The organism is Actinomadura napierensis (assembly GCF_039529375.1).
GTDB lineage: Bacteria > Actinomycetota > Actinomycetes > Streptosporangiales > Streptosporangiaceae > Spirillospora > Spirillospora napierensis.
Genome location: NZ_BAAAMR010000157.1, coordinates 1 through 17,076, shown reverse-complemented (window position 1 = coordinate 17,076; position 17,076 = coordinate 1). Strand labels below are relative to the sequence as shown.

Below are 17,076 nucleotides of genomic sequence, written 5' to 3'. Positions count from 1 at the left end.
GGGGCCAGCAGCCCGGCCGCCGCGGCGCCCGCGACCAGCGCGGGGCCCTCCAGCAGCGTGACCGGCTCGCCGCGGTGGTTGGTGCGGTCCCACACCTCCTCGCCCGGCAGGCCGTTGAGGCCCGGCGGACGCCGCGTCAGCGCGACGTACGCGGCGAGCGCCGCGGCGGCGCCGAGGCCGGCCCCGGCCAGCAGCGGCGCGCCCCTCGCCGAACCCGAGGCGATGCGTCGGTTCATCAGGTCACCCGCTCTTCCCCGCCTGGGGCGCGGGCGAGGGCAGGTAGCCGCTCGCGCCGGCGCCCGTCCCGTACTGCCCGGACTTGCCGTTCAGCTCGTTCTGCAGCGCCAGGATCGTCACGACCTGCCCGGACGAGGTGTCCACCGCGTCGACGGCGGAGACCGAGTCGCCGGCGTCGGAGTCACGCAGCGCCGCGATCAGCCCGCCCTCCTGCGCGGAGGTCAGCGGGCCACCGACGACGGTACCGCGACCGGCGCCGTCGAGTGCGGAGGCCAGCGAGATCAGTGCCTTGTTGTCCTGGGCGCCGCCGTCGTAGCCGTACGGGTTGGCCGGCGCGACCATGACGGCGAGGGTGGCGTGCTGGCCGGGCTTGCCGCTGGTGGTGATGTAGCCCGCCTGCTTGAAGCCGCTGAGCACCGCACCGCCGGCGGCGTCCTCGCGGCCGGCCTTGGCCGGGTCCTTCGTGAGCAGCGCGTCGGCCAGCACCGCGCCCGCCTTGTCGTAGGGGGTCGCGTCCGACGGGAACGTCACCCCGTCGCTCTTCAGCTGGGTGGCCAGCTCGTCCAGCGTGCTCTGCTGGTCGTCGTCCAGCAGCTTGTTCTGGATCGTGACCCGGCCGGTGACGGCGGCGCCCGCGTCCTTGGCCAGCTCGCTGACCTGGTCGATGCCGTCGTTGCCGGCGCCCGGCGTCTCGATCATGAGGACGGACTGGCCCTTGAGCCGGTCCGCCACGATCTGCGGCGACAGCGCGTGGCCGAACTGCTCCTCCCCCTTCAGCTGGGTCTGCAGCCGACGCTGGGCGACCCGGGCCTCCTGGGCGCTCTTGGCCGCCGAGCTGGCCTGCTTGCGCAGCGTGTCGCCGACGGAGTTCGACAGGGTGGTGGAGCCCAGCACGATGCCGAGCGCCAACGCGAGGAAGATCGCGACGATGGAGACGAGGTGATAGCGGAAATCGATCACGTGAAGAGTCCGGTCAGCCAGAAGACGAAGGCGTGCCAGCGGTCGGCCAGCAGGGGACTGATGACGTCCCCCGCCGGGGACATGGCGACGGCGGTGACGATGGCGACGAACGCGCCGAGGACGAGGAACAGCAGCGACCAGGTGGAGATCCGGCTGCGGTACAACCGGGAGACGCCCTTGGCGTCGACGAGCTTGCTGCCCACCCGCAGCCGGGTGAGGAACGTGCTGGCCATGCCGGCGCGGCCCTTGTCGAGGAACTCCACCATGTTGGCGTGCGTGCCGACGGCGACGATCAGGGTCGCGCCCTTGTCGTCGGCGAGCAGCATCGCGATGTCCTCGCTGGTGGCGGTGGCGGGGAACACCACCGCCTCCTGGCCGAGCTCGTGCACCCGCTTCAGGCCGGGCGCCCGGCCGTCCCGGTAGGCGTGCACGACGATCTCCGCGCCGCAGGTCAGCGCGTCGTCGGAGACCGAGTCCATGTCGCCGACGATCATGTCGGGGCGGTAGCCGGCCTCCAGCAGCGCGTCCGCGCCGCCGTCCACCCCGATCAGGATGGGACGGTACTCGCGGATGTAGGGCCGCAGGGTCGCGATGTCCTCGCGGTAGTGGTAGCCGCGGACGACGATCAGCGCGTGCCGGCCGTTGATCTTCGTGGCCACGTCGGGCACGCCGACGCCGTCGATGAGCAGGTCGCGCTCGCGCTTGACGTACTCCATCGTGTTGGCGACGAACGCCTCGAGCTGGCTGGCCAGGCCCGCCTTGGCCTCGGTGAGCGCCGTCTCGACGGTCTCGGCGGTCTGCTCGGTGCCCTTGGCGACGACGTCCTCGCCGAGGTGGACCGACGGGCCCTCGACCCGGACCTGGTCGCCCTCGTGCAGCTTGCCGAAGATCTCCGGGCCGACGTCGTCGACGAGCGGGACGCCGGCGTCCACCAGGATCTGCGGGCCGAGGTTCGGGTACCGCCCGGAGATGCTCGGCGCGACGTTCACCACGGCGCCGACCTGGCACGCCACCAGCGCCTCGGCGCTGACCCGGTCGAGGTCGACATGGTCGATCACGGCGACCTCGCCGGGCTGCAGCCGCTTGGTCAGGTCCTTGGTGCGGCGGTCCAGCCGGACGGTCGCGCTGACCCCCGGCCGGCCGTCGTCCCGGCCGCGGCCGAGCGCCAGCACGCGGCGCGGCAGCGTCAGCCGCTGCGTCAGCCGGGCGCGCCGCTCGGTGGTGGGAGCCGGTTCGTTCATCGCCTGCCATCCTGCCAGAGCACGGGAGTAAAGAGCCGCAGGGACGATCGACGGGGCGTGTCCGCACCGTCGCCCACCGTGTTCACTTGTCCGTTCCCCCTGTTCGCGGACGCGTCTAGCGTTCCTCGGCGGCCATGGCCAGCAGTTCCTCGGCGTGCGCGCGGCCGAGCTCGGAGTCCTCCAGCCCGGCGAGCATCCGGGACAGCTCCCTGATCCGGCCCTCCCGGTCCAGCGCGGTGACGCCGCTGCGGGTCACGGTGCCGTCGTCGGACTTCTCCACCAGCAGGTGCTGGTCGGCGAACGCGGCGACCTGCGGCAGGTGCGTGACGACGATCACCTGCGCGTTGCGGGCCAGCCGCGCCAGCCGGCGGCCGATCTCCACCGCCGCCTTGCCGCCGACGCCCGCGTCGACCTCGTCGAACACGAACGTGGGGACGGGGTCGGCGCCCGCGAACACCACCTCGATCGCCAGCATCACCCGGGACAGCTCGCCGCCCGAGGCGCCCTTGTGCAGCGGCAGCGGCGGCGCGCCGGGGTGCGGGGCGAGCCGCACCTCGACCTCGTCGACGCCGTGCGGGCCGTAGTCGCCGGTCGGCGCGACCGTCACCACGACCCGGGCGTGCGGCATGGCCAGCGCGGTCAGCTCCGCGGTGACGGCCTCGGAGAACCGCTCGGCGGCGCGGGTGCGGACCGCGCTCAGCTCCGTCGCCTCGGCGGCGAGCCGCTCGGCCAGCTCGGCGTGCTCGGCGCGCAGTTCCTCGATGCGGCCGTCGTCGCCGTCCAGCTCGGTGAGCCGCGCCGCCGACCGGCGCGCCCACTCCAGCACCTCCGCGGCCGTCCCCTCCTCGCCGCCGTACTTGCGGATCAGGGAGGTCAGCTCGGCGCGCCGCTCCTGGACGACCGCGAGCCGCGCCGGGTCGGCGTCCACGGACTCGGCGTAGGACGCCAGGTCGGTGCCGACGTCGGAGACGAGGTAGCCGGCCTCGGCGAGCCGGTCGGCGAGCCCCGCGAGCTCCGGGTCGTGCTCGCGGACGGCCTCCAGCGCGTTGCGGGCCCGGCCCAGCAGGCTCGTCACGTTCGCGGCCTCCAGCGCGTCGGCGGCGTCGCCGAGAAGCGCCTCGTGCGCGGCGTCGGCGGCGGCGCGCAGCGCGTCGGCGTGCCCGAGCCGCTCCTCCTCGGCGGCGAGGTCGGCCTCCTCGCCGTCCTTGGGGTCGATCTTCTCGATCTCCTCCAGGCCGAAGCGGAGCACGTCCGCCTCCTGCGCCCGCTCCCGCGACCGCGTGGTCAGCTCCTCCAGCAGCGCGCTGACCTGCCGGTGCCGCTGGTAGGCCTTGGTGTAGGCGCGCATCGGCTTGGTGAGCGCGGCGCCCGCGTACCGGTCCAGCGCGCCCCGCTGCCGCCCGGACTGCAGCAGCCGCTGCTGGTCGGACTGCCCGTGCACGGCGACCAGGTCGTCGGCGAGGTTGATCAGCACGCTCACCGGGACGGAGCGGCCGCCGAGGAACGCCCGCGAGCGCCCCTCCGCCGACACCGACCGGGTCACGATCAGCGCGCCCTCGTCCAGCTCGCCGCCGGACTCCTCGACGCGCTCGACGACCCGGCCGCCCGGGTCGACCACGATCCGGCCCTCCACGGTGGCGCGGCCCGCACCCGGGCGGACCCGCTGCGGGTCGGCGCGGCCGCCGAACAGCAGCCCCAGGCTGGTCACCACCATGGTCTTGCCGGCCCCGGTCTCACCGGTCACCACGTTGAACCCCGGCGACAGATCGAGCACGGCCTCGTCGATCACACCGAGGCCCTGGATCCGCACCTCATCGACCATCGGACGCACCAGCGTCACAACCCTCCGCAAACAGATCCCCGATCAGCGCCTGTGGAGATTATCCCCTCTACCCGCCCGATGCTCCTCCGCCGGTGTCGGCGGGATCGCCCGCCCGCGGCGCGGTCCCGGTGCCGCCTCCGATGGTCTCGACCCCGGTGACCTGCGGCGCCTCCTCGGCCGGGGACGGCGTCGCGGGCTGCCGGACCCGGCCGCGCCAGCCCGTCACCGGAAGCCCGAACTTGGTGACGAGCCGGTCGGTGAACGGGGTGAGGTGCAGCCGGGCCAGCCGCACCGGCTCGGCGCCGCGGCGCACCTCGACCCGCGCGCCGGGCGGCAGGTCGAGCGTCCGCTGCCCGTCGCACCACAGCACCGCGCGCGGCGTGTCCGCGAGCACCTCCACGGCCACCAGCGAGCGCGGCGACACCACCAGCGGGCGGGCGAACAGCGAGTGCGCGCTGATCGGCACCACCAGCATCGCCTCGACCTCCGGCCACACGACCGGCCCGCCGGCGGAGAACGCGTAGGCCGTCGACCCGGTCGGCGTGGCGCACACGACGCCGTCGCAGCCCCAGTTCGACAGCGGCCGCCCGTCGATCTCGGCGACCACCTCCAGCATCCGCTCCCGCTCGGCCTTCTCGATGCTGGCCTCGTTCAACGCCCACGTCGTTCCCATCAGGGTGCCGTTGCGGCGGACGGTGACGTCGACCGTCATCCGCTCCTCGACGTCGTAGCGGCGGGTCACCACCCGGTCGACGGTGGCCGCGAGGTCGTCCCGCTCGGCCTCGGCGAGGAACCCGACGTGCCCGAGGTTCACCCCGAGCAGCGCCGTCCCGGACGCGCGGGTGAGGTCGGCGGCGCGCAGCAGCGTCCCGTCGCCGCCGAGCACCATCACCACCTCGGCGCCCTCGGCGGCGGCCGCGGTGCTCGGCATCACGTCGACGCCGGCGCAGCCGATGTCCTCGGCCTCGCGGTCCAGCACCCGGACGCAGATCCCGGCCGCGCTGAGCCGCTCGATGACCAGCTGGGCGCTGCGGACCGCCTCCGGCCGCCCGGTGTGCGCCACGACCAGCACCGACCTCTTGCTCATACCCTCGCCCCACTCCCCGGCCCGACCCGGCGGACCGACGTCCTCTCGACGAACGCCCGGTGCGCGGACGTTCCCGGAGCGCACGGCTTCTTCCGGGCGGCCGTGTTCCCGGACGCCCTCTGTACGGCCGCGCCCGCCCGCGCGATCACTGCGGGCCCTCCGCGATCGCCTTCTCCAGGTCGGCGTCGTCCAGCGGCGGCGCGCCGGCGCGCAACCACAGGAAGTACTCCACGTTCCCCGACGGCCCGGGCAGCGGGCTCGCGGTCACGCCGCGCACTCCGAGCCCGATCGCCGCGGCGTGCCCGGCGACCCCGCGGACCGCCTCGGCGCGCAGCTCCGGCTCGCGGACGACGCCGCCGGCGCCGACCCTGTCCTTGCCGACCTCGAACTGCGGCTTCACCATGAGCGCGTAGTCGGCGTTGGGGGCCGCGCACCTCTGGATGGGGCCGAGGACCAGCTTCAGCGAGATGAACGACAGGTCGCCCACCACCAGCTCCGGCCGGGCGCCGCCGAGCATGCCGGGCTCCAGGTCGCGGATGTTGACCCGCTCCATCACCGTCACCCGCTCGTCCGTCCGCAGCGACCATGCGATCTGCCCGTACCCGACGTCGACCGCGTACACGTGCGCGGCGCCCGCGCGCAGCAGCACGTCGGTGAACCCTCCGGTCGAGGCGCCCGCGTCCAGGCACACGCGGCCCTTCGCCTCCAGGCCCTCGAACGCCTTCAGCGCGCCGGCGAGCTTGTGCCCGCCGCGCGAGACGTACTCCGGGCCGGCCTCGGCCTCGTCGACGACGATCGCCGCGCCCGTCTCCACCTGCGTGGCCGGCTTGGCGGCCCGCTGCCCGCCGACCCGGACGCGCCCGTCGGCGATCAGCTGGCTCGCGTGCTCGCGCGACCGGGCCAGCTTGCGCCGCACCAGCTCGGCGTCCAGCCGCCGCCTCATCGCCCCGCCCCCAAGGGCAGGCGCGGCCCACCGCCGGCGCCGGCCGGGCAGCGCGGCGTGCTCTCTCGCAGGGGGCTTCTCGGTAGTGGGCTCACGGGCGGGGGCGCAGGCTGTCGGGGAAGACGGGGCGGCGCGGCGCCGGCGGCCCGGGCGGGCCGGAGGGGCCGGACGGGCCGTCCGTGCGTTCGGCCCCGGCCAGCAGGTCCTGCAGCCGCTGGTGGACGTCCTCGAAGATCTCCACATGCTCGGGGACGGGCCGTCCGGCCAGCTCGCCGAGGCGTGCGACGACCTCGTCCACCCGCGGGTCGCCGGTGGGCTCGGGCGGCGGCGCGGACGGGAGATCCGGCCGCTCGCCGGGACGGGCGCCGACCAACGGGACGGGCGCCGGGACCGACGCCGGGACCGACGCCGGGACCGACGCCGGATCCGGCGTCGCCGCGGGCTCGTCGGACATCACGTGTACCTCCCTGGACTCCCCTGGGCGGGCGGCGAGTCGCCGCACCCCCACCGCGAACGCTACCGTCCCAGGACGACATCCTTGCCGACCGAACGGGGAACTGCCTGACCATGGCGAACGAGGACGACTGCCGGACGGCGCTCGACCGCATCGCGGCGCGGCTGGCGGAGGTGGACGCCGACCGGCTCGCCGAGCACGTCGTCGAGCGCACGATCAGCTGCCACATCCCCGACCTCGGGGTGGCCTACCGCACCCGGCTGCACGTGGGCGGGCTGGACCCGTTCGAGCCCGCCGCCGACCCCGCCGCCGCGCAGGTCCGCCTCACCGTGGACAGCGACGACCTCGTCGCCCTGGCGCACGACGAGCTGAACCCGGCCACGGCATGGGCGGCCGGCCGCCTCCGGGTCGAGGCGAGCATCTTCGACCTGCTGCGGCTGCGCCGGCTGCTGTGAGCAGCCGCGCGGAAGGCGTCGCCCGTCAGCGCAGGCGGGGCAGCCCCAGGGCGTCCAGGGCGCCGCTGAGCGCCTCCGCCGCCGGCGGGGCCGCGTCCTCCCAGACGGCGGACGCCAGGGCGCGCAGGCCGTCGTAGGGCTCGCCGCCGCCGGTGATCTCGAACCGGTCGCCGTCGCGGCGCACCGTCCAGCCGCCGCAGGAGTACCGGCCGCCGTCCCGCGCCACCTCGGGATGCGGGACGAGCAGGCCGTTCAGGTCGTGCGCCAGGTAGGTGGGGCGGTGGTTCGCGGGCGCGGTGAGGGCCTGCAGGTGGTCGGTCACCCCGGTGAAGACGAGCAGGCTGTCGGCGCCGCCGTTGTGGGCGCCCTCGATGTCGGTGTCGAGCCGGTCGCCGACGACCAGGGGCCGCTCCGCCCCCGTCCGCATGATCGACTCCCGGTGCAGCGGCCGCTCGGGCTTGCCCGTGACGATCGGCTCGACGCCGGTGGACGAGCTGATCACGCGCAGCAGCGCGCCGTTGCCGGGATGCAGCGGCCCGCCGCCGCCCGGGATCGTCAGGTCGCGGTTGGAGCCGACGAAGAGGGCGCCCATGGCGACCGCCTGCGCGCCCTCCGACAGCTCCCCGTACGACAGCCGGGGGTCGTAGCCCTGCACCACGGCGGCGGGACGCCCGGACGCGACCGACACCGGGCGCAGGCCCCGCGCGTACAGGGCGTGCCGCAGCCCCATCCCGCCGACCACCAGCACCTCTGACCCGGCGGGCAGCCGCTCGGCCAGCAGCCGCGCGGCGGCCTGCGCGGAGGTCACCACGTCGACGGCCCGCGCGGGCACGCCGACGTCGTTGAGGAGCGCGGCCACCGCCGACGGCGTCCGCGACGCGTTGTTGGTCACGAACGCCAGCCGCTGCCCCGCCGCGCGGGCCTTGGCGAGCGATTCGGCCGCCGCGGGGACGGGCCGCCGCCCGGTGTACACGACGCCGTCGAGGTCCAGCAGGGCGACGTCGTACGCCTCGCTCAGGGGACGGTCACTGCCCTTCATCGCACGCTCCTCGAAATCGGGGGGCACAGCCTCATCGGGGGCAAAGCCTTTCGGGGGGCCGAACGGGGGCGGGTCACCTGCGGAACGCGAGGGTCGCTCGGGCGTGCCGCAACGCCCGCGCGTAGTCCTGGTTCTCCGGACGCATGGCCGCCGCGAGCGCGAGATGCTCGACCGCGCCCTCGAAGTCGCCCATCCGGCTGAGCGACAACCCTAACCCGAAGCGCGCGTAGTCCTCCGCGGGCTCCTCCTCGACGATGCTCTGGAAGCTCTCGGCCGCCGCGCCGAACTGCCGCGCCCCGAACTGCGCCCGGGCGAGCGCCTCCCGGATGCTGTGCGAGCCCGGCTCGGCCTCCGCCGCCCGCGCCAGCAACTGCAGGGCGGCCGCCGCGCTGCCGGAGCGGAGCAGCTCCAGCCCCCGCGTGTACCACTCGTACACTCCGCCGCCCGGGGCGGCGGGATGCTCGCCCGGTTCGTCGCCCTGGGAATCGTCCGGACGTCCCGGTCCTTCAACACTCATGTGGACCTCCCAATGGACCTCGATCGCCACGACGGTACCCGCCCGGCGCGCGGGGGCCCGTCGCTGATTACCATGCCCACAGTGGACGACGACCTCCCCTCCGGGCTCGGACCGGAACAGTTCAGCGCCCGGATCTTCGGGTCCGCGGGGCCCGCGACCGGCGGCGGGCTGGAGCTGGCGCCGTTCCGGGGCGTCCGCTTCGTCCCCGAGGTGGCGGGCGATCTGGCCGCGGTCACCACGCCGCCCTACGACCTGGTGGACGACGCGGAGGTCGGCCGGCTGCTGTCGGGCGGGGGGCACAACATCGTCCGGCTGAACATGCCGCGCGCCGCCGGGGAGAGCTACCGGGAGGCGGGCGAGACGCTGCGCCGCTGGCTCGCCGAGGGGGTGCTCACGACCGACCGCGAGCCGGCCCTGTACGTCTACGAGGCGGCCAAGGACGGCACCGTCCTGCAGCGGGGCCTGATCGGCGCGCTCGGGCTGCGCGCGGAGGCCGACCGGGTCGTGCTGCCGCACGAGAACGTGTTCCCCGGCCCGGTCCGCGACCGGCTCGCGCTGATGGCGGCGGCCCGCGCCAACCTCGAACCGATCTTCCTGGTGTATGAGGGCGGCGGCGACGCGGCCAGGATCGTCGACGGCGCGGTGCGGGAGGCGCCGCTGCTGGGCTTCCACGCCGACGACGGCCTCACGCACCGGCTGTGGCGCGTCACCGACCCCGCCCTGCACTCGCGCATTGCCGCCGACCTGCTGGGCAAGCAGGCGCTGATCGCCGACGGCCATCACCGCTACGCCACCTACCGCGCGCTGCAGGCGCGCCACCACGCCGCCGGGGACGGCCCGGGTCCGTGGGACCGGGGGATGGCGCTGCTCGTCGACTCCACGCGCTTCCCGCCGCATCTCGGCGCGATCCACCGCGTCCTGCCGGGCCTGGCTCCGACCGCCGCCGTCGAGCGCGCGCGGAAGGCGTTTACCGTCACCGCCTTCGAGGACGAGAGCCGGGCCGTGCGGGCGCTGGGTGACGCGCGGGGCCCGGCGTTCCTGCTGGGAGGCGGCGAAGGCCTGCATCTGCTCACCGAGCCCGACCCCGCCGCGCTCGCCCGCGTGATGCCGTCCGGGCACTCGCCGCGCTGGCGCGGCCTGGACACCGCGATCCTCGACCATCTCCTCATCGCGAGCCTGTGGGACGTCCCCGAGAACGAGAACGCCATCGAGGTCGTGCACGACGACCCGTCCGCCGCGCTCGACCGGGCCCGCCGCGCGGGCGGCACCGCCGTCGTGCTCAACCCGCTGAAGGTCGAGGACGTCCTGGCCGTCGCCAACGGCGGCGAGCGGGTGCCGCGCAAGTCCACCTCGTTCGGCCCGAAGCCCCGCACGGGCCTCGTGCTGCGCCTCCTCGACCCCGAAAGCGAGCGATGACCGGCCGACGCCCGATCGACAAGATCGCCTGGATCCTGCTGGACGAGGGCCGCGTCCTCAGCACGCGCTCGCGCGGCAAGGACGTCCACTACCTGCCCGGCGGCAAGCGCGAGCCCGGCGAGTCCGACGCGCAGACCCTCGCCCGCGAGATCAAGGAGGAGCTGACCGTCGACGTCCTGCCGGACACGGTCGCCCACCTCGGCACCTGGGAGGCGCAGGCGCACGGGCACGCGAGCGGCGTCACCGTCCGGATGACCTGCTACACCGCCGAGTACACCGGCACTCTGGCGGCCAGCAGCGAGATCGAGGAGGTCGTCTGGCTCGGGTACGCCGACCGCGACCGGGTGTCGCCCGTCGACCAGCTGATCTTCGACGACCTGCACGCCGCCGGCCGCCTGCGCTGACCCGTCCCCGCCGCCCCGGCTGGCCGGGCCGGGCCGCCGGGGGCGATGATCTGCCCATGGACTCCTCCAACATCACGCCGCTCGGCGGAGACGTCTACGAGATCGACACCATGCTGGCGGGGCACTCGGGCATCACCGCCGCGTACCTGATCCGCTCCGACCGGCCGTGCCTGATCGAACCGGGCACCGCCGGCTCGGCGCCCGTCGTGCGGCGGGCGCTGACCGAACTCGGCGTCGGCGCGGACGACCTCGCGAGCGTGGTGGTCACCCATATCCACCTGGACCACGCGGGCGGCGTGGGCGACATCGCCGGCTTGTACCCGCAGGCCGAGATCGTCGTGCACGAGAAGGGCGCCCGGCACCTCGCCGACCCGTCCCGCCTCATGCGCAGCGCCCGCATGGTGTGGGGCGACGCCCTCGACACCCTGTTCGGCGAGCTGAAGCCGACCGACGCCGCGCGCATCCGCGCCGTCGAGGACACCGGCGTCATCGACCTCGGCTGCGGCCGCCGGCTGGAGTCGCACTACTCCCCCGGCCACGCCAAGCACCACGTCGGCCTGGTCGACTCCGGCACCGGCGACCTGTACGTGGGCGACGCCGCCGGCATCTACATCCCCGAGACCGCCGACGTCCGGCCCGCCACCCCGCCGCCCGACTTCGACCTCGACACGGCGCTGGCGTCGCTCGGCAAGTTCCGCGACCTCGGGCCGCAGCGGCTGCTGTTCGCGCACTACGGCCCCGTGACCGAGGTCGACGCCACGCTGGAACGCTCCGCGGAGGAGCTGCGCGTGTGGGTCGACGCCGTCCGCGCCGCCAAGGACCAGGGCCTCGAACTCGACCACGCGGTCGCGATGGTGGTGGAGCGCACCAAGGACCGCTACGCCATCAACAACGCCGACATCGACCCCGAACTCGCCGCCAAGTACGACGTGCTGAACAGCCCCGCCAACAACGTCGCAGGCATCATGCACGCCTTGGACCGCCACGCGTGACGGTAAGTGGCGCGTGATCTTCTTCTCGCCCAAGGACTTCACGTTCATCCGTCGAGCGCGCGCTGGTCAGGCTGGAGCAGTCCCCGGTGCCGAGGGGGCGGCTTCGGCGTGCGGAGCGTCCGCGGCCTGCTCGACGAGCGAGGCGACGTAGGCGGCGACCGAGCGGCCGGCTGCTGCGAACGGGTCCGTCGACCGCAGGCCGCGCGCGAGGATGAACGCGCCTTCGAGCGCGGTCAGCAGCGCGTACATGGCGCTGCGCGCGGCAGGCTCGGGCAGCCCGCGCCCGGCCAGATAGCGGGTGCCCTCCTCGACCCAGCCGCCCATCACCTCGCCGGCCACCTCCCGCAGGAGCGGCTCGGTGTCGGCGACCTCGCCCGTCACGGTGCCGACAGGACACATGTTCGCCCAGCCGGTGTCGCGCATGTCGTCGGCCGCGGCGGCGAAGGCCGCCTCGATACCGGTCACGAGGTCGTCATGGGGGTCGAGGAGCAGCGGCAGCAACTGGATGTAGGCGGCGCCGGAACTGCGCAGCGCCGCCGCCGCGACGTCCCGCTTGCCGCCCTTGAAGTGGTGGTAGATGGATCCGGTGGGCGCGTCCGCCGCGCGGGCGAGCTGGTTGACGCCCGTCGCCGCGTACCCCTGCTTCCGCAGCAGCTCCGCCATCGCCAGCGTGATCCGCTCTTCGGTGCGCATGCCCGCCATGATAGAACGGTCTCTCTAGAGAGGTCGTTCTAGCGGGAGGTCCGGATGAAGCACGTCCAGGTGCCCGGCGGGATCATCGAGTACGAGGAGACGGGCTCCGGGCCTCCGGTCGTGCTGCTGCACGGCCTGCTGATGGACCACACCCTCTGGGACCGCGTCCTGCCTCTCCTGCCGGAGGGCTTCACCTACCTGCGGCCCGTCCTGCCGCTCGGCGCGCATCGCCGGCCGATGAACCCGGGCACGGACCTGTCCCTGCGCGGGCAGGTCCGCATCGTCGCCGGCTTCCTCGACGCCCTCGCCCTGGACGGCGTCACGCTCGTCCACTCCGACTGGGGCGGGGCCCTGTTCCTCACCGCCCACGGGCTGGACCGGCGGGTGTCCCGGCTGGTGATCCTGCCGTGCGAGGCGTTCGGCAACTTCCCGCCCGGCCTGCCCGGCAGGATGGTCTCCATCGCCGCCCGGACGCCCGGCGGGCTCCGGCTCGCCGCCCGCCAGCTGCGCATCGGCTGGCTGCGGCGGCTCCCTCTTCTGTTCGGGCGGATGGCCCGGCGGCCGCTGCCGGACCACCTCGTCCGGCGCTGGACGGAGCCGCTGCTGCGGAACGCCGGTGTTCACCGCGACTTGGTCGCCTACTGTCGCAGCCGGTTCGTCGAGTCTGAGCTCGTCCGGGACACCGAGGCGCTGCGCGGGTTCACCGGCCCGGCCCTCGTCCTGTGGTCGCCCGACAACCAGGTGATGCCGCCCGAGCACGGCCGCCGCCTGGCCGACCTGCTGCCCGCCGGCCGGTACGCCGAGATTCCCGGCGCCTACGTGCTGTCGATGCTCGACGAGCCGGAGGCCGTGGCGCGCGAGATCGGCGAGTTCCTCACCCGGTAACGCGGGCCTCTCTGCCGGCGCCCTGCGGTCGGGTCACGGCTTGCGCGCGACGCCGCCCCACATGCCGGTCGTGGCGGTCGGGAGCGCGTCCGGGTCCGGACGCCAGTCCTGGAGCGGCACGACGCCCGGGTCGAGAAGGTCGAGTCCCGAGAAGAACGCGCTGCCCCCCTCACGGGTGCGGAAGGTGACCCGGAAGCCCATCGCCTTGGTGAGGGCGTCCTCCGCGGCCGCCATCTGCTCGGGCAGCTGGTCGATGCCGGGATGGGTGATGGCGAGGAAGCTGCCGGGCGCCAGGGCGTCCAGGAGCGTGCGGACGATGCCGCGCGGGTCCTCGTCGTCCGGGACGCAGTGCAATACCGCGATCAGCAGCAGCCCGACGGGGCGGCCGAAGTCGAGCAGGCGCGCGGCCTCCTCCAGGATCCGGCCGATGTCGCGCAGGTCGGCGTCCACGAACGACGTGGGCGCGGTGACACCGGCCAGCAGGGCCCGCGCGTGGGTGAGCACGATCGGGTCGTTGTCGACGTAGACGACCCGGCTCTCGGGATCGGCGTCCTGCGCCACCATGTGCGTGTTGTTCGCGGTGGGGATGCCCGTGCCGATGTCGAGGAACTGGGTGACGCCTTCCCCGACCATGTGCCGGACGGCCCGGCTCAGAAAGGCCCGGTTCGCGGTGACGCCCGGCTTGATCGTCGGCGTCGTGAGCATCACCTGCTCCGCGGCCGCCCAGTCGGAGGCGAAGTTGTCCTTGCCGCCGAGCCAATAGTCGTAGATCCGCGCGATGTGCGGGGTCGCGACGTCGATCCCCTGGGGCGCGATCTCTTCCTCGCCGGTCATGCGGCAGAGCCTAACCGCGCACCCCGGAGGAAGATCGTTTTTCCGGCATTTCGGCCGGTTCCGGCTACAAGCACCCGCGCGTTGGGTTTCCGAACGGACTACGCCGGTCGGTCCGGAAACCCAACGCGGGAGGTCACTCGCCTGTCGGTGGCTCCTCGTCGTCCTGCTCCCCCACGGGACGCCCGGGCTCGACGGGATGCTCGGGCCCGACGGTCTTCGGCTCTAGGAACACCGCAGGAGCCTCGGGAGCCTGCTCGGGCGACGGCTCCAGGATCTCCGGATCCGCGGGCTTGAACTGAATGTCCGTAGCGGTAACGATCTCCGGCACGTCCGGCACGTCCGGCTCGTCCAGGGGCTCGTCCAGCGGCTCGTCCAGCGGCTCGTCCAGCGCTCCGGGCTCGTCCACGATCTCGTCCGCAGGCACCTCCACGACCGGCTCCTCAGATACCGGCACGCCATCACCGACCAGCTCACCGTCCACCGCGGACTCCTCCGCCTCCTCAGGCGCGGCGTCCTCGGCGGCGTCCTCGGTAGCGTCCTCGTCGCCCTCCTCGGTGTCGAGGATGTGGAGACCTTCGAGTTCCGCGTACCGTTCGGCGGCGTCGGTCTCGCCGTCGCGGTCGGCGGCGGCGGCGCGCGCGAACCAGTCGGACGCCTCGCTCTCGCGGCCGGCCTCCACGAGCGCGTCCGCGTAGGCGTAGAACAGCCGCGCCGACCACGGCTTCAGGCGCCGATCGCGGAGCTCGGGGATCTGTAGCGTCACCACGGCCGCGTCGTACTGGCCGAGGTCGCGGCGCACGCCCGACTCGACGATGCGCAGCTCCACCAGCCCCATCGGGTCGAGCCGATCCGCCTCCGGCGACTTGATCACGTCGAGGGCGCGTTCGGGACGGCCGAGCCCGCGCTCGCAGTCGGCCATGACGGGCAGGTACGAGTCATCGCCCGCGCCGAGCCTGCGCGCCGCGCGCAGTTCGGCGAGCGCCTCGGCCCAGTCGCCCGTCTGGTACGCGGCGATGCCGGCGGCCTCCCGGACGATGCCGACGCGGGACGCCAGGCGGCGCGCGGCACGGGCGTGCCCATACGCCTGCTCCGGCTCGTCCTCGGCAAGCCGTCCGGCCATCACCAGATGGCGCGCCACCCGCGTCGCCAGGTCCTTCGGCAGCGTCCGCAGTTCGGCGCGCGCATCGACGTCCAGTTCCTCGCCGGTGACGTCGTCGGGCAGCAGCGGGTCGTCGTGCTTGGGAGCGGGACGCTCGCGCTCGGCCGCCTCGGGTCGCCTGCCCCCGAACGCGCCGTCACGGTTTCCCCGGGGCCGATCGCGATCGCCCTCGAACCGACGCGGCCCGGACCGCTCCGGCCGGGCTCCACCAGGACGGCCGCCACGCTGGTCGCGGTCCTGGAACCTCCGCTCGCCCTGCCCGCCACCGGGCCGACCTCCGCGCGGCCCACCAGGGCGCCCCTCGCCGCGCGGACCACGTCCGCCACCGAAACCACCCTCACGGCGCTCCCCACGGGGACCACCGGAGCGCCCTTCACGACCCTCGCCACGCGGCCCCTGACCGCCACGCGGGCCACCGAAGCCACCCTCACGGCGCTCGCCGCGCGGACCATCGAATCGCGCCTCACGGCCTTCACCACGCGGGCCACCGAAGCCACCTTCACGGCTTTCCCGACGCGGACCATCGAAGCGCGCTTCGCGCCCCTCGCCACGCGGCCCTTGGCCGCCACTACGCGGCCCACCGGACCGCTCGTCCCGACGCCCGCCCTGCGAACCACCAAAACGGCTATCGCGACCCTCACTGCGCGGGCCCTGACCGCCACGCGCACCGCCGAAGCCGCCCTCACGGCGCGGACCACCGAAGCGCCCCTCACGGCCTTCGCCGCGCGGCCCCTGACCACCATCACGCGGCCCACCAGACCGCTCGTCCCGGCGACCACCCTGCGAACCACCGAAACGGCTCCCACGGCCTTCGCCCCGCGGGCCCTGGCCGCTACCACGCGGACCGCCGAAGCCGCCCTCATGGCGCTCGCCGCGCTGACCGCCGAAGCGCCCCTCACGGCTTTCGCCGCGCGGCCCTTGGCCACCGCTGCGCGGCCCACCGGACCGCTCGTCCCGGCGTCCGCCTTGCGAACCACCGAAACGGCTATCGCGACCTTCACCGCGCGGGCCCTGACCGCCACGCGGACCGCCGAAGCCGCCCTCACCGCGCGGGCCACCGAAGCGCGCCTCACGGCCTTCGCCGCGCGGCCCTTGGCCACCGCTGCGCGGCCCACCGGACCGCTCGTCCCGGCGACCACCCTGCGAACCACCGAAACGGCCCTCACGACCTTCGCCGCGTGGCCCCTGGCCACCAGTACGCGGACCACCAAAGCGTCCCTCGCCGCGCGGCCCTTGGCCGCCACCGGTGCCCTGGCCGGCACGAGGTCCGCGAGGACCCCCGCCACGGCCTTCGCCCGGCCTGCCTCCGCGCGGGCCGCCGAAGCGTCCCTCGGCACGCGGACCGCCGGACCGGCGCTCGCCACCGGAGCCGCCGCGAGGGCCGCTGAAACGTCCCTCTCCACGCTCGCCGCCGCGTCCACCGCCGAACCGGTCATCACGCCGATCGCGGGCGTTGCCTTCGCCTCCGCGACGGTCGTCTTTCCCCTGGAACGGGCGGTTGGCCGGCCGGTCGTCGCGCCGGCCCCGACCGTCGCGATCGTTCCTGCCGCCACCGGTGCTCGGACGTCCACCCTTGGGACCGCCCTTGCGGGGCGCGGATCCACGAGGACCACCGCTTCCGCGCGCACCGGAACCGCCGGCACCCCCACGAGGGCCGGGCGTACCCCGCCCGCCGTTCTTCCCTCGCCGCTCGCGGTTCTCGTCGCTGCGGCCGTCCTCTTCCGCGCTCATCACGTCCGTCACTGTTCTTGATGGTGGTTCCGTGGACTCCTGCAGCCTACTTTGGCAGGTCCATGACATGCGTCGAGGGCCGCCCCCGAAAAATCGGAGGGCGACCCTCGACTAATATGAGTCCGGCGGCGTCCTACTCTCCCACACAGTCTCCCATGCAGTACCATCGGCGCTGAAGGGCTTAACTTCCGGGTTCGGAATGGGACC

17 protein-coding genes, 1 rRNA gene and 1 pseudogene are annotated in these 17,076 nt (G+C 74.4%); 6 read left to right on the top strand and 13 right to left on the bottom strand.

The window, feature by feature from the left end:
* The 7 genes and pseudogenes from ABD296_RS45310 to ABD296_RS45280 form a co-directional block, all read right to left on the bottom strand.
* Positions 1 to 236: pseudogene (locus ABD296_RS45310) on the bottom strand (hypothetical protein); the annotation flags it as partial.
* A gap of 4 nt (positions 237 to 240) precedes the next feature.
* Positions 241 to 1,197 carry a copper transporter gene (locus tag ABD296_RS45305; protein WP_344283246.1) on the bottom strand — a complete coding sequence of 319 codons (957 nt, stop codon included), beginning with the start codon at positions 1,195 to 1,197 and terminating at the stop codon, positions 241 to 243.
* Positions 1,194 to 2,438, bottom strand: coding sequence for a putative cytokinetic ring protein SteA (gene steA / locus ABD296_RS45300; protein ID WP_344283243.1), 1,245 nt, complete (start codon positions 2,436 to 2,438; stop codon positions 1,194 to 1,196). The genes ABD296_RS45305 and steA overlap by 4 nt, the downstream gene beginning before the upstream one ends.
* A 115-nt stretch (positions 2,439 to 2,553) precedes the next feature.
* Entirely contained in the window at positions 2,554 to 4,260 is a 1,707-nt protein-coding gene (gene recN, locus ABD296_RS45295) for a DNA repair protein RecN (RefSeq protein WP_344283249.1), read from the bottom strand.
* Between the two features lie 67 nt (positions 4,261 to 4,327).
* Positions 4,328 to 5,347: an NAD kinase gene (locus ABD296_RS45290; protein WP_344283241.1), complete on the bottom strand. Its 1,020-nt coding sequence runs from the start codon at positions 5,345 to 5,347 to the stop codon at positions 4,328 to 4,330.
* 145 nt (positions 5,348 to 5,492) lie between these two features.
* A complete protein-coding gene (locus ABD296_RS45285; RefSeq protein ID WP_344283238.1) occupies positions 5,493 to 6,290 on the bottom strand; it encodes a TlyA family RNA methyltransferase in 798 nt (265 codons plus the stop codon).
* Between the two features lie 91 nt (positions 6,291 to 6,381).
* Positions 6,382 to 6,744 (bottom strand): hypothetical protein, encoded by a 363-nt coding sequence (locus ABD296_RS45280; RefSeq protein WP_344283235.1) that lies wholly within the window; start codon positions 6,742 to 6,744, stop codon positions 6,382 to 6,384.
* 113 nt (positions 6,745 to 6,857) lie between these two features.
* Between ABD296_RS45280 and ABD296_RS45275 the strand changes: the two genes are divergently transcribed.
* Positions 6,858 to 7,199 (top strand): SCP2 sterol-binding domain-containing protein, encoded by a 342-nt coding sequence (locus ABD296_RS45275; RefSeq protein ID WP_344283232.1) that lies wholly within the window; start codon positions 6,858 to 6,860, stop codon positions 7,197 to 7,199.
* A 25-nt stretch (positions 7,200 to 7,224) separates the two neighbouring features.
* On the opposite strand, the gene ABD296_RS45270 is transcribed toward ABD296_RS45275, so the two are convergent.
* Both ABD296_RS45270 and ABD296_RS45265 read right to left on the bottom strand, forming a co-directional pair.
* Positions 7,225 to 8,238 (bottom strand): HAD-IIA family hydrolase, encoded by a 1,014-nt coding sequence (locus ABD296_RS45270; protein WP_344283229.1) that lies wholly within the window; start codon positions 8,236 to 8,238, stop codon positions 7,225 to 7,227.
* Positions 8,239 to 8,311: 73 nt separating this feature from the next.
* On the bottom strand, positions 8,312 to 8,755 hold the full coding sequence (locus tag ABD296_RS45265) for a tetratricopeptide repeat protein (protein WP_344283226.1): 444 nt from the start codon (positions 8,753 to 8,755) through the stop codon (positions 8,312 to 8,314).
* Positions 8,756 to 8,827: 72 nt separating this feature from the next.
* Here ABD296_RS45265 and ABD296_RS45260 point away from each other — a divergent pair, with 72 nt between their 5' ends.
* The 3 genes from ABD296_RS45260 to ABD296_RS45250 are packed head-to-tail and all read left to right on the top strand — an operon-like array spanning position 8,828 to position 11,567.
* Positions 8,828 to 10,171 (top strand): DUF1015 domain-containing protein, encoded by a 1,344-nt coding sequence (locus tag ABD296_RS45260; RefSeq protein WP_344283223.1) that lies wholly within the window; start codon positions 8,828 to 8,830, stop codon positions 10,169 to 10,171.
* Complete coding sequence (locus ABD296_RS45255) at positions 10,168 to 10,575, top strand: NUDIX hydrolase (RefSeq protein WP_344283221.1); 408 nt, start codon at positions 10,168 to 10,170, stop codon at positions 10,573 to 10,575. The genes ABD296_RS45260 and ABD296_RS45255 overlap by 4 nt, the downstream gene beginning before the upstream one ends.
* A gap of 56 nt (positions 10,576 to 10,631) precedes the next feature.
* Positions 10,632 to 11,567: an MBL fold metallo-hydrolase gene (locus ABD296_RS45250; RefSeq protein WP_344283218.1), complete on the top strand. Its 936-nt coding sequence runs from the start codon at positions 10,632 to 10,634 to the stop codon at positions 11,565 to 11,567.
* 66 nt (positions 11,568 to 11,633) lie between these two features.
* Here the strand turns inward: ABD296_RS45250 and ABD296_RS45245 are convergent, their stop codons facing one another.
* Entirely contained in the window at positions 11,634 to 12,260 is a 627-nt protein-coding gene (locus ABD296_RS45245; protein WP_344283215.1) for a TetR/AcrR family transcriptional regulator, read from the bottom strand.
* Between the two features lie 54 nt (positions 12,261 to 12,314).
* Between ABD296_RS45245 and ABD296_RS45240 the strand changes: the two genes are divergently transcribed.
* Positions 12,315 to 13,145, top strand: coding sequence for an alpha/beta fold hydrolase (locus ABD296_RS45240; protein WP_344283212.1), 831 nt, complete (start codon positions 12,315 to 12,317; stop codon positions 13,143 to 13,145).
* A gap of 33 nt (positions 13,146 to 13,178) precedes the next feature.
* On the opposite strand, the gene ABD296_RS45235 is transcribed toward ABD296_RS45240, so the two are convergent.
* Together ABD296_RS45235 and ABD296_RS45230 are read right to left on the bottom strand one after the other, a co-directional pair.
* Positions 13,179 to 13,979, bottom strand: coding sequence for an SAM-dependent methyltransferase (locus ABD296_RS45235; protein WP_344283209.1), 801 nt, complete (start codon positions 13,977 to 13,979; stop codon positions 13,179 to 13,181).
* 133 nt (positions 13,980 to 14,112) lie between these two features.
* A complete protein-coding gene (locus ABD296_RS45230; protein WP_344283206.1) occupies positions 14,113 to 15,099 on the bottom strand; it encodes a tetratricopeptide repeat protein in 987 nt (328 codons plus the stop codon).
* Here ABD296_RS45230 and ABD296_RS45225 point away from each other — a divergent pair.
* Positions 15,052 to 16,890 (top strand): hypothetical protein, encoded by a 1,839-nt coding sequence (locus ABD296_RS45225; protein WP_344283203.1) that lies wholly within the window; start codon positions 15,052 to 15,054, stop codon positions 16,888 to 16,890. The genes ABD296_RS45230 and ABD296_RS45225 overlap by 48 nt on opposite strands.
* A gap of 99 nt (positions 16,891 to 16,989) precedes the next feature.
* Here ABD296_RS45225 and rrf read toward each other — a convergent pair.
* Positions 16,990 to 17,076, bottom strand: a 5S ribosomal RNA gene (rrf, locus tag ABD296_RS45220); the annotation flags it as partial.